The organism is Vibrio harveyi NBRC 15634 = ATCC 14126 = KCTC 12724 (genome assembly GCF_001591145.1).
GTDB lineage: Bacteria > Pseudomonadota > Gammaproteobacteria > Enterobacterales > Vibrionaceae > Vibrio > Vibrio harveyi.
On the sequence record NZ_BCUF01000080.1, the window covers coordinates 1 to 12623 of the forward strand.

A 12623-nucleotide genomic window follows, 5' to 3' on the forward strand; every position below is an offset into this window, starting at 1 on the left:
AAAGAATTAAACGAATGTCTTCGGAAAATCTTGAATTAGATTTGACGAACCAGTAGCAAAAAGGGCATCATTTGATGCCCTTTTTCTGCACTCAACATTATTTTAGCTGTTTTCTTGTTCAGATTTTGGTTGAGAGCAGAGCAAGATTGGCCGGAGAGGCTTAATCTTAAGAGAGTAACGCTGATTTTTTCAGCGATATGGAGTTTGCCCTGCAACAGCGGGGTTGTTGTCGTCTATATTAAGACTTGTGACAGGTTGGTTTATGAAAGCAAATAATGCTGAAACTCCTGATAGCTCAAACGCAGCAGATACGTTTAAGTGGATTGCCGCTTTCGTATTAGCAGCGGCCGCTGTTGTGGGTAATTACCTGTATGGTGAAATGTCTGTAGTAGTTCGCGCTGCAGGCGTTGTTGTTCTAATTGCAGCTGCTCTTGGCGTTGCAGCAACAACGACTAAAGGTAAAGCAGCGATCAGTTTTGCAAAAGAATCTCGTATGGAAGTTCGTAAAGTTGTTTGGCCTACACGCCAAGAAACTATGCAAACAACACTGATCGTTTTAGCTGTAAGTATTGTAATGGCTCTAGCGCTATGGGGTATTGACGGCATCATGGTTCGTCTAGTAGCTCTAGCGACTGGGGTATAGAGGGTTTTAATTCATGAGTGAAGCTCCAAAAAAACGCTGGTATGTGGTTCAAGCCTTCTCTGGATTTGAAGGTCGTGTAGCTCAATCTCTTCGCGAGCATATCAAAATGCACAGCATGGAAGAGCTATTCGGTGAAGTACTGGTTCCTACTGAAGAAGTAGTGGAAATGCGCGCGGGTCAGCGTCGTAAATCTGAGCGTAAGTTCTTCCCAGGTTACGTCCTTGTTCAGATGATTATGAACGATGAATCATGGCACCTAGTACGCAGTGTGCCGCGTGTCATGGGCTTCATTGGTGGTACCTCAGACCGTCCAGCACCTATCACAGACAAAGAAGCTGATGCGATTCTTAATCGTCTTGAGAAAGCAAGTGAAGCTCCTCGTCCACGTACTATGTACGAAGCGGGCGAAGTGGTACGTGTTAATGAAGGTCCATTTGCTGACTTCAATGGTACTGTTGAAGAAGTGGATTACGAGAAGAGCCGCCTGAAAGTGTCTGTGTCGATCTTTGGTCGTGCAACACCAGTTGAGCTTGAATTTGGTCAGGTTGAAAAACTTGATTAAAAAAACACCTTTTTAAGGGTTGTCTAAGGCGCGAATTATGACTATAATTTCGCGCCTTTTTACTTCTGGTGAAGTAAAGAGTTTTTTCATTAAACGGGGAGCTGATCGATGATTAGCGTTTGTACCCAAACTTAGGAATTATCATGGCTAAGAAAGTTGAAGCTTACATCAAGCTACAAGTCGCAGCTGGTATGGCGAACCCAAGTCCACCAGTTGGTCCTGCACTAGGTCAACACGGTGTTAACATCATGGAATTCTGTAAAGCGTTCAACGCGAAAACAGAATCTCTAGAGAAAGGCCTACCTACTCCTGTTGTTATCACTGTATACAACGACCGTTCTTTCACGTTCGTAACTAAGACTCCACCTGCTGCTGTTCTTCTTAAGAAAGCTGCTGGCGTTAAGTCTGGTTCAGGTCGTCCAAACACTGAAAAAGTGGGTACTGTAACTGATGCTCAAATCCAAGAAATCGCAGAAACTAAAGCTGCTGATATGACTGGTGCTGACATCGAAGCAATGAAGCGTTCAATCGCTGGTACTGCTCGTTCAATGGGCCTAGTGGTAGAGGGTTAATAAGATGGCTAAACTAACTAAGCGCATGCGCGTAATCCGCGAAAAAGTTGACGTAACTAAAGAGTACGAAATCAACGAAGCTGTTGCTCTTCTTCAAGAACTAGCTACTGCTAAATTCGTAGAGTCTGTTGACGTTGCTGTTAACCTAGGCATCGATGCTCGTAAATCTGACCAGAACGTACGTGGTGCAACTGTACTACCTCACGGTACTGGCCGCGAAATCCGCGTTGCAGTGTTCACTCAAGGTGCAAACGCTGAAGCAGCTAAAGAAGCTGGCGCAGACATCGTTGGTATGGAAGATCTTGCTGAGCAAGTTAAGAAAGGCGAAATGAACTTCGACGTAGTTGTTGCTTCTCCAGATGCAATGCGCGTTGTAGGTCAACTAGGTACTATCCTAGGTCCTCGCGGTCTAATGCCAAACCCTAAAGTTGGTACTGTAACTCCTAACGTTGCTGAAGCGGTTAAGAACGCTAAAGCTGGTCAGGTTCGTTACCGTAACGACAAAAACGGCATCATCCACACTACTATCGGTAAAGCAAACTTCTCTGCTGAGCAGATCAAAGAGAACCTAGAAGCTCTTCTAGTTGCTCTGAAGAAAGCTAAGCCATCTTCAGCGAAAGGTACTTTCCTGAAGAAAGTAAGCATCTCTACTACTATGGGTGCTGGTGTTGCTGTTGATCAGGCTAGCCTGAACACTCAAGCATAATTTATTTGCTTAGGCGCAAAATTTGTGTATAATTTTGCGCCTAATATTTGTGGTTGGGGCTGAACATTGGTTCTTTGAACTGTCTCCTAGTTCGAAATGAATTAAGACCCAGTCTCCGTCCAAGACCGTAGGTGTTTGTTCTCAAAACAAACTTAATCATCCTACGTAGATGGTGCCCGAACTGACAGAAAGCTCTATGTAAATAGTTAACTTTCTTCTGGGAATGCACCTCAATAGCTCTCACTGTCGTGATGATAGTGAGTGGTGTAACGACAACCAGGAGTAAATCCAAGATGGCTTTAAACCTTCAAGACAAAAAAGCAATTGTTGCTCAAGTCAACGAAGCTGCCAGTGGTGCACTTTCTGCAGTTGTAGCTGATTCTCGTGGCGTTGAAGTTGGCGCGATGACTTCTCTACGTAAACAAGCTCGCGAAGCGGGTGTTTACATGAAAGTCGTGCGTAACACTCTAGCACGCCGTGCGGTTCAGGGTACAGACTACGAGTGTCTAACTGACACTTTCACTGGTCCTACTCTAATCGCGTTCTCTAACGAGCACCCAGGTGCTGCAGCGCGTCTTTTCAAAGACTTCGCTAAAGAGAACAAAGATTTCGAGATCAAAGCTGCTGCATTTGAAGGCGCTTTAACTGACGCTGAAGTACTAGCAACACTACCAACTTACGACGAAGCAATCGCACGCCTAATGATGTGCATGAAAGAAGCTTCTGCTGGCAAGCTGGTACGTACTATCGCTGCTATCCGCGATCAAAAAGAAGAAGCAGCGGCTTAAGCCTTGCTTTTTACTGGTTGCAAAATAAACTTATTGTTGACTTAAAAGAGAATTGTTATGTCTATTACTAACGAGCAAATCCTAGACGCAGTTGCAGAAATGTCTGTAATGCAAGTTGTTGAACTAATCGAAGCTATGGAAGAGAAATTCGGTGTAACTGCTGCTGCTGCAGTAGTTGCAGGTGGCGCAGCAGGCGGCGAAGCTGCAGCTGAGCAAACTGAATTTGACGTAATCCTAGAATCTGCTGGCGGTAACAAAGTTGCTGTAATCAAAGCAGTACGTGGCGCAACTGGCCTAGGTCTTAAAGAAGCTAAAGCTCTTGTAGACGGCGCTCCAGCACCTCTTAAAGAAGGTGTTGACAAAGCAGAAGCTGACGCACTTAAAGCTCAGCTAGAAGAAGCTGGTGCAACTGTTGCTGTTAAGTAATTATTGCATAGTTTCTTAGCCTAACGGCTAATTGGCTGGTGGTTTTTTAACCACCGGCCTTTTTGCGCTGTAGGGTATAGGCGAATTTTCCCGCTGTTTAAGCGCCTGTTCCCAAGCAAAAAACATTTCATTCCTACGCAATGAAATGTCACTACAGTAAACAGCTATTTAGTCACTGTCCCTTACCCCCCTTAAGTAACTAGGAGCGGGCGGACAGTTTGGGTCACTTATCAGCGAGCTGAGGAACCCCATGGTTTACTCTTATACCGAGAAAAAGCGCATCCGTAAGGACTTTGGTACTCGTCCACAAGTTTTGGACATTCCATACCTGCTATCGATCCAGCTCGATTCGTTCGACAAATTCATCGAACAGGATCCTGAAGGTCAATACGGTCTTGAAGCTGCTTTCCGTTCTGTATTCCCAATTCAGAGCTACAACGGCAATTCTGAGCTGCAATACGTTAGCTACCGTCTTGGTGAGCCAGTTTTTGACGTTAAAGAATGTCAAATCCGCGGTGTAACTTACTCAAAGCCACTACGCGTAAAACTACGTCTAGTAATCTTTGATAAAGACGCGCCAGCAGGTACTGTAAAAGACATTAAAGAACAAGAAGTCTACATGGGCGAAATTCCGCTTATGACAGACAATGGTACCTTCGTAATTAACGGTACCGAGAGGGTTATCGTATCCCAGCTGCACCGAAGCCCAGGCGTGTTCTTCGACAGCGATAAGGGTAAGACCCACTCTTCAGGTAAAGTTCTATACAACGCACGTGTTATTCCTTACCGTGGCTCATGGTTAGACTTTGAGTTCGACCCTAAGGATAACTTATACGTACGTATTGACCGCCGTCGTAAGCTACCAGCTTCGATCATCCTTCGTGCACTTGGTAAAACGTCAGAAGAAATCCTAGATATCTTCTTCGAAAAAGTGAACTTCGAAGTGAAAGACCAAACTCTACTAATGGAGTTGGTTCCTGATCGTCTACGTGGTGAAACTGCGTCATTCGACATCGAAGCGAACGGTAAAACTTACGTTGAGCAAGGTCGTCGTGTAACAGCTCGTCATATCCGCCAACTAGAGAAAGATGGCGTTGATCACATCGAAGTACCAGTTGAGTACATCGTTGGTAAAGTTGCATCGAAAGATTACGTCAACGAAGCAACAGGCGAGATCATTGTTAACGCTAACCAGGAAATCAGCCTGGAAGCTCTAGCGAACCTATCTCAGGCTGGTCACAAATCACTAGAAACGTTGTTCACCAACGATCTAGACCATGGTCCATTCATGTCAGAAACGCTACGCATCGACAGCACTGTTGATCGTATTTCTGCTTTGGTAGAAATCTACCGCATGATGCGCCCTGGTGAGCCACCAACAAAAGAAGCTGCAGAAGCACTATTCGAAAGCCTATTCTTCTCTGAAGAGCGTTACGATCTATCGACTGTTGGTCGTATGAAGTTCAACAGCTCTATCGGTCGTGAAGATGCTCAAGAGCAAGGCACACTTGACGAGCTAGATATCGTTGAAGTGATGAAGAAGCTTATCGCGATTCGTAACGGTAAAGGCGAAGTGGACGATATCGACCACCTAGGTAACCGTCGTATCCGCTCTGTAGGCGAAATGGCTGAGAACCAGTTCCGTGTAGGTCTAGTACGTGTTGAGCGTGCAGTTAAAGAGCGTCTAAGCCTAGGCGATCTTGACGCAATCATGCCTCAAGACTTGATCAACGCGAAACCAATCTCTGCAGCTGTTAAAGAATTCTTTGGCTCTTCACAGCTTTCACAGTTCATGGACCAAAACAACCCGCTATCAGAAGTAACGCATAAGCGTCGTATTTCTGCATTGGGTCCTGGCGGTCTAACTCGTGAACGTGCTGGCTTCGAAGTACGTGACGTACACGTAACTCACTACGGTCGTCTATGTCCTATCGAAACGCCGGAAGGTCCAAACATCGGTCTGATCAACTCTCTATCTGCGTTTGCGCGTTGTAACGAGTACGGTTTCCTAGAGACACCATACCGTCGCGTTGTAGATGGCATTGTAACAGACGAAGTAGATTACCTATCTGCAATCGAAGAAGGTCAATTCGTTATCGCACAGGCTAATGCTGCGTTAACTGAAGAAGGCGGTTTTGCAGATGAGCTGATCACAGCTCGTCAAAAAGGTGAATCTGGTCTACACCCTCGTGAGCACGCTCAGTACATGGACGTTGCGACAAACCAGGTTGTATCTATCGCTGCATCGCTTATCCCGTTCCTAGAACACGATGATGCGAACCGTGCATTGATGGGTGCGAACATGCAACGTCAGGCAGTTCCAACACTGAAAGCTGACAAACCGCTTGTTGGTACTGGTATTGAACGTAACGTAGCAGTTGACTCAGGTGTAACTGCAGTTGCTAAACGTGGTGGTGTAATCCAGTCTGTAGATGCTTCTCGTATCGTTGTTAAAGTGAACGAAGAAGAGCTAGTACCAGGTGAAGCTGGTATCGACATCTACAACCTGACTAAATACACACGTTCTAACCAGAACACATGTATTAACCAGCGCCCATGTGTGATGCCAGGTGAACCTGTATCACGCGGTGACGTTCTTGCTGATGGTCCTTCAACAGACCTTGGTGAACTAGCGCTTGGTCAAAACATGCGTATCGCGTTCATGCCTTGGAATGGTTACAACTTCGAAGACTCGATCTTAGTATCTGAGCGCGTAGTTCAAGAAGACCGTTTCACGACTATCCACATCCAAGAACTTACTTGTGTGGCGCGTGATACTAAGCTTGGTTCTGAAGAGATCACAGCTGATATTCCAAACGTAGGTGAGTCTGCTCTGTCTAAACTAGACGAGTCAGGTATCGTTTACATCGGTGCAGAAGTTAAGGGTGGCGACATCCTAGTTGGTAAAGTAACACCTAAAGGTGAAACTCAGCTAACGCCTGAAGAGAAGCTACTACGTGCAATCTTCGGTGAAAAAGCATCTGACGTTAAAGATACTTCACTACGTGTACCTAACTCTGTATCAGGTACGATCATCGACGTTCAAGTCTTCACTCGCGATGGCGTAGAGAAAGACAAGCGTGCGCTTGAAATCGAACAAATGCAGCTTAAAGAAGCGAAGAAAGACCTAACTGAAGAATTCCAGATTCTTGAGGGTGGCCTTCTAAACCGTGTTAAAGCTGTACTGATTGAAGGTGGTTACTCTGAAGCGAAACTAGACACAACTGATCGTAAGAAGTGGCTAGAACTAACGCTAGAAGATGACGCTCTACAAACTCAGCTAGAACAACTAGCAGAGCAGTGGGACGAGCTAAAAGCTGACTTCGATAAGAAATTCGAAACTAAGCGTCGCAAGATCACTCAAGGTGATGATCTAGCACCTGGCGTACTGAAGATCGTTAAGGTTTACCTAGCGGTTAAACGTCGCATTCAGCCTGGTGATAAGATGGCGGGTCGTCACGGTAACAAGGGTGTAATCTCTAAGATTAACCCTGTTGAAGACATGCCATACGATGAGAAAGGTCAGCCTGTAGACATCGTACTTAACCCACTGGGTGTACCTTCGCGTATGAACATCGGTCAGATCCTAGAAGTACACTTAGGTCTGGCAGCGAAAGGTATTGGTGACAAGATCAACCAGATGGTTAAAGAGCAGCAAGAACTAGCGAAATTCCGCGAGTTCCTACAAAAAGTTTACGATCTAGGCGAGACTCGCCAGAAAGTAGATATTGCTTCTCTATCTGATGACGAAGTTCGTACTCTGATCAAGAACCTACGTGGCGGTCTACCAATCGCGACTCCAGTATTTGACGGTGCACCAGAAGCGTCTATTAAAGCGCTACTGAAACTAGCAGACCTACCAGAATCTGGTCAGCTAAAACTGTTTGATGGTCGCACAGGTGACCAGTTTGAGCGCCCTGTAACAGTAGGTTACATGTACATGCTGAAACTGAACCACCTTGTTGATGACAAGATGCACGCTCGTTCAACTGGTTCGTACAGCCTAGTAACTCAGCAGCCACTTGGTGGTAAAGCTCAGTTCGGTGGTCAGCGTTTCGGTGAGATGGAAGTATGGGCACTAGAAGCATACGGTGCGGCTTACACTCTACAAGAAATGCTAACGGTTAAGTCGGATGACGTTAACGACCGTACTAAGATGTACAAAAACATCGTAGACGGTAACCACAGCATGGAACCTGGTCTGCCAGAATCGTTCAACGTACTGTTGAAAGAGATTCGCTCGCTAGGTATCAACATCGAGCTAGAAGACGAAGAGTAATCTCTTTCTCTCTTGACTAAGGTTGAGAGAATCTAAAGCGATTATTTGGTAGAAGGTGCTCACTTTAGCGAGTGAGCTCCTTTTAACTCCTTACAGGAGCTGATTGTGAAAGACTTATTAAACTTTCTAAAAGCACAGCATAAGACCGAAGAATTTGATGCAATCAAAATCGGTCTATCTTCACCAGACATGATCCGTTCATGGTCTTTCGGTGAAGTTAAAAAACCTGAAACGATCAACTATCGTACGTTCAAACCTGAACGCGATGGTCTGTTCTGTGCGCGTATCTTTGGTCCAGTTAAAGACTACGAGTGTCTTTGTGGTAAGTACAAGCGCTTGAAGCACCGTGGTGTTATCTGTGAGAAGTGTGGTGTAGAAGTTACACAAACTAAAGTTCGTCGTGACCGTATGGGTCACATCGAGCTTGCTTCACCAGTAGCTCACATCTGGTTCCTAAAATCGCTACCGTCTCGTATCGGTCTACTAATGGATATCCCTCTACGTGATATCGAACGTGTTCTTTACTTCGAAATGTACGTAGTAACTGAGCCGGGTATGACTGATCTAGAAAAAGGTCAGATGCTTACGGAAGAAGAGTATCTAGACCGTCTAGAAGAGTGGGGCGACGAGTTCACTGCTAAGATGGGTGCAGAAGCTATCAAGGACCTACTAGGTTCTATGGACATGCACGCTGAAGCAGAACAAATGCGCGAAGAGCTAGAAACTACTAACTCTGAAACTAAGCGTAAGAAAGTAACTAAGCGTCTGAAGCTGGTAGAAGCGTTCATCGCATCTGGTAACAACCCAGAGTGGATGATCCTAACTGTACTTCCAGTACTTCCGCCAGATCTGCGTCCTCTAGTACCACTAGATGGCGGTCGTTTTGCGACTTCTGATCTAAACGACCTATACCGTCGTGTGATCAACCGTAACAACCGTTTGAAGCGTCTTCTAGAGCTAGCAGCTCCGGACATCATCGTACGTAACGAAAAACGTATGCTGCAAGAGTCTGTTGATGCGCTACTAGACAACGGTCGTCGTGGTCGTGCGATCACTGGTTCTAACAAGCGTCCTCTGAAATCTCTTGCTGATATGATCAAGGGTAAGCAAGGTCGTTTCCGTCAGAACCTTCTAGGTAAACGTGTAGACTACTCTGGTCGTTCTGTAATCACAGTAGGTCCATACCTTCGTCTACACCAGTGTGGTCTTCCTAAGAAGATGGCACTTGAGCTATTCAAACCATTCATCTACAGCAAGCTAGAGACTCGTGGTCTTGCGACTACAATCAAAGCTGCTAAGAAAATGGTAGAGCGTGAAGAAGCGGTAGTTTGGGATATCCTAGACGAAGTAATCCGTGAACACCCAGTACTATTGAACCGTGCACCTACACTTCACCGTCTAGGTATCCAGGCGTTCGAACCAGTACTAATCGAAGGTAAAGCGATCCAGCTACACCCACTAGTGTGTGCGGCGTACAACGCGGACTTCGATGGTGACCAAATGGCGGTTCACGTACCTCTAACTCTAGAGGCACAGCTTGAAGCTCGTACTCTGATGATGTCGACAAACAACATTCTGTCGCCAGCGTCAGGTGATCCGATCATCGTACCTTCTCAGGACGTTGTATTGGGTCTGTACTACATGACTCGTGACAAGATCAACGTGAAAGGTGAAGGCATGTACCTTTCTGGCCCAGCAGAGGCTGAGAAAGCATACCGCACTAAGCAAGCTGAACTTCACGCACGCGTTAAAGTACGTATTACAGAAACAGTTGTAGACGAAGACGGCAACAGCACAACAGAGACTAAGATGGTTGATACAACTATCGGTCGTGCAATGCTATGGCAAATCGTGCCAGCTGGTCTACCGTACAGCATCGTTAACCAAAAGCTAGGTAAGAAGCAAATCTCTAACCTACTAAACGAGGCGTACCGTAAACTAGGTCTGAAAGACACTGTAATCTTCGCTGACCAAATCATGTACACAGGTTTCGCATACGCGGCACTATCTGGTGTATCTGTTGGTATCGACGATATGGTTGTACCGCCAGCTAAGTACACTGAAATCGCAGAAGCGGAAGAAGAAGTACGTGAAATCCAGGAACAATACCAATCTGGTCTTGTTACTGCGGGCGAACGATACAACAAAGTTATCGATATCTGGGCATCGACCAACGATCGCGTAGCGAAAGCGATGATGGCAAACCTTTCATCTGAAACGGTAGTTAACCGTGACGGTGAAGAAGAACAACAAGAATCGTTTAACAGCATCTACATGATGGCTGACTCGGGTGCTCGTGGTTCTGCAGCTCAGATTCGTCAGCTAGCGGGTATGCGTGGTCTGATGGCGCGTCCAGATGGTTCAATCATCGAAACGCCGATCACAGCGAACTTTAAAGAAGGTCTAAACGTACTTCAGTACTTTATCTCAACGCACGGTGCTCGTAAGGGTCTTGCGGATACGGCACTGAAAACAGCGAACTCGGGTTACCTAACTCGTCGTCTAGTAGACGTTGCTCAAGACGTTGTTGTAACTGAACATGACTGTGGCACTCACGAGGGTGTTGACATGATGCCTCACATCGAGGGTGGTGATGTTAAAGTTGCACTAACTGAGCTAGCGCTAGGTCGTGTAGTAGCTGAAGACGTTCTTAAGCCAGGTACAGAAGATGTTCTGATCCCACGTAACACTCTAATTGATGAGAAGTGGTGTCAGATCATGGAAGAGAACTCAGTAGACAGCATGAAAGTGCGCTCTGTAGTTACTTGTGATTTTGACTGCGGTTGTTGTGCACAGTGTTACGGTCGTGACCTAGCACGTGGTCACCTAGTGAACCAAGGTGAAGCAGTTGGCGTAATCGCTGCTCAGTCTATCGGTGAACCGGGTACACAGCTTACGATGCGTACGTTCCACATCGGTGGTGCGGCATCTACTGCAGCAGCAGAGAACAGCATCCAAGCGAAGACAACTGGTACAGTTAAACTGCACAACGCTAAGTTCGTAATCAACAAAGATAAGAAGCTGGTAATCACGTCTCGTGCATCTGAGCTAACTATCATTGATGAATTCGGTCGTACTAAAGAGAAGCACAAACTTCCTTACGGTTCGATGCTAAGCAAAGGCGACAACGACGCAGTAACAGCTGGTGAAGTTGTTGCTAACTGGGAAGCGCACACCATGCCAATCATCACTGAAGTGGCAGGTCGTATCCAGTTCGTAGACATGATCGACGGTGTTACAGTTTCTCGTCAAACAGATGACCTAACAGGTCTATCTTCAAGCGAAGTAACTGATCCAGCAGCTCGCCCAGCAGCAGGTAAAGATATGCGTCCAGCTATCAAACTTGTTGATGAGCAAGGTAACGACGTAATGATCCCTGGTACAGAAATGCCAGCTCACTACTTCCTACCTGGTAAAGCGATTGTAAACATCGAAGATGGCGCTGAAGTTGGCATTGGTGACACACTATCTCGTATCCCTCAGAAATCTGGCGGTAACAAAGATATCACCGGTGGTCTACCACGCGTAGCTGACCTATTCGAAGCTCGTAAGCCTAAAGAGCCTGCGATCCTTGCTGAGCACACAGGTACTGTGAGCTTCGGTAAAGAAACGAAAGGTAAGCGTCGTCTAGTTATCACTCGCGACAGCGGTGATACTTACGAAGAGATGATTCCTAAGCATCGTCAGTTGAACGTATTTGAAGGTGAGCGTGTTGAACGTGGTGACGTGATCGCAGATGGTCCAGAGTCTCCACATGACATTCTACGTCTACGTGGCGTACACGCTGTAACTCAGTACATCGCTAACGAAGTACAAGAAGTTTACCGTCTACAAGGCGTTAAGATTAACGATAAGCACATCGAGACTATCGTTCGTCAAATGCTACGTAAGTGTACAATTACTCACGCTGGTGACTCTGAGTTCCTACCTGGCGAGCAAGTTGAATACTCACAAGTTAAGATTTCTAACCGTAACCTAGAAGCTGAAGGCAAAGAGCCAGCACGTTTCGAGCGTGAGCTACTAGGTATCACTAAGGCATCTCTAGCGACTGAGTCATTCATCTCTGCGGCATCGTTCCAGGAGACAACTCGCGTACTAACAGAAGCTGCGGTTTCTGGTAAGCGTGATGACCTACGTGGTCTGAAAGAGAACGTAATTGTTGGTCGTCTGATCCCAGCTGGTACTGGTTTCGCATACCACCAAGATCGTCAAGCTAAACGTGCTGAAGCGCAAGAAGGTCCATCTGCTGAACAAGCAACAGATAACCTAGCTGCACTTCTAAACGCAGGCTTCTCTTCTGACGAGTAATCGTTAAGAGCTTAAAAGAAAAGGCACCCTCGGGTGCCTTTTTTGTTTTTGGGAGCAAAGGTTAGAACGCTACGCTTCGAGATGTAGGTATGCTTCGTTTACGGAATCGAGAGGTGTGCCTTTGGAGAACCGTGAAAGTGATTGACGAAGAGGGCGTTGACTGGATTTATCCCTAGAAAGATAAAATAGAAGCGAATCCCGAAAAACAAAAAGGGTTGACGTGCACACGCCAACCCTTAAGAATTTTCTCGCTTCTCGCTTCTCGCTTCTCGCTTCTCGCTTCTCGCTTCTCGCTTCTCGCTTCTCGCTTCTCGCTTCTCGCTTCTCGCTTCTCGCTTC

The 12623-nt window shown here is 46.2% G+C and carries 8 protein-coding genes; all 8 read left to right on the forward strand.

Annotated features, from left to right (window positions below; translation table 11 throughout):
• The first annotated feature begins 262 nt into the window (after positions 1-262).
• The 8 genes from secE (at position 263) to rpoC (ending at position 12284) form a co-directional block, all read left to right on the forward strand.
• Complete coding sequence (gene secE, locus VHA02S_RS23665) at positions 263-643, forward strand: preprotein translocase subunit SecE (protein ID WP_005451121.1); 381 nt, start codon at positions 263-265, stop codon at positions 641-643.
• Positions 644-656: 13 nt separating this feature from the next.
• A complete protein-coding gene (nusG, locus tag VHA02S_RS23670) occupies positions 657-1205 on the forward strand; it encodes a transcription termination/antitermination protein NusG (RefSeq protein WP_005451123.1) in 549 nt (182 codons plus the stop codon).
• 143 nt (positions 1206-1348) lie between these two features.
• The gene (gene rplK, locus VHA02S_RS23675) at positions 1349-1777 is read left to right on the forward strand and encodes a 50S ribosomal protein L11 (RefSeq protein ID WP_005451125.1); all 429 of its coding nucleotides are present in this window, start codon (positions 1349-1351) and stop codon (positions 1775-1777) included.
• A gap of 4 nt (positions 1778-1781) precedes the next feature.
• Positions 1782-2483 (forward strand): 50S ribosomal protein L1, encoded by a 702-nt coding sequence (gene rplA / locus VHA02S_RS23680; protein WP_005384683.1) that lies wholly within the window; start codon positions 1782-1784, stop codon positions 2481-2483.
• A 293-nt stretch (positions 2484-2776) separates the two neighbouring features.
• The gene (rplJ, locus tag VHA02S_RS23685) at positions 2777-3271 is read left to right on the forward strand and encodes a 50S ribosomal protein L10 (RefSeq protein WP_005451126.1); all 495 of its coding nucleotides are present in this window, start codon (positions 2777-2779) and stop codon (positions 3269-3271) included.
• A 57-nt stretch (positions 3272-3328) separates the two neighbouring features.
• Positions 3329-3697 carry a 50S ribosomal protein L7/L12 gene (gene rplL, locus VHA02S_RS23690; RefSeq protein ID WP_005451128.1) on the forward strand — a complete coding sequence of 123 codons (369 nt, stop codon included), beginning with the start codon at positions 3329-3331 and terminating at the stop codon, positions 3695-3697.
• 250 nt (positions 3698-3947) lie between these two features.
• Complete coding sequence (rpoB, locus tag VHA02S_RS23695; RefSeq protein WP_038899716.1) at positions 3948-7976, forward strand: DNA-directed RNA polymerase subunit beta; 4029 nt, start codon at positions 3948-3950, stop codon at positions 7974-7976.
• Positions 7977-8081: 105 nt separating this feature from the next.
• The gene (gene rpoC, locus VHA02S_RS23700) at positions 8082-12284 is read left to right on the forward strand and encodes a DNA-directed RNA polymerase subunit beta' (protein WP_038899717.1); all 4203 of its coding nucleotides are present in this window, start codon (positions 8082-8084) and stop codon (positions 12282-12284) included.
• Positions 12285-12623: the final 339 nt, after the last annotated feature.

What these genes read in the sequence shown, in the direction of transcription:
- secE (WP_005451121.1), top strand. Translation starts at nt 263, where the DNA reads ATGAAAGCAAATAATGCTGAAACTCCTGATAGCTCAAACGCAGCAGAT.
- nusG (WP_005451123.1), top strand. Translation starts at nt 657, where the DNA reads ATGAGTGAAGCTCCAAAAAAACGCTGGTATGTGGTTCAAGCCTTCTCT.
- rplK (WP_005451125.1), top strand. Translation starts at nt 1,349, where the DNA reads ATGGCTAAGAAAGTTGAAGCTTACATCAAGCTACAAGTCGCAGCTGGT.
- rplA (WP_005384683.1), top strand. Translation starts at nt 1,782, where the DNA reads ATGGCTAAACTAACTAAGCGCATGCGCGTAATCCGCGAAAAAGTTGAC.
- rplJ (WP_005451126.1), top strand. Translation starts at nt 2,777, where the DNA reads ATGGCTTTAAACCTTCAAGACAAAAAAGCAATTGTTGCTCAAGTCAAC.
- rplL (WP_005451128.1), top strand. Translation starts at nt 3,329, where the DNA reads ATGTCTATTACTAACGAGCAAATCCTAGACGCAGTTGCAGAAATGTCT.
- rpoB (WP_038899716.1), top strand. Translation starts at nt 3,948, where the DNA reads ATGGTTTACTCTTATACCGAGAAAAAGCGCATCCGTAAGGACTTTGGT.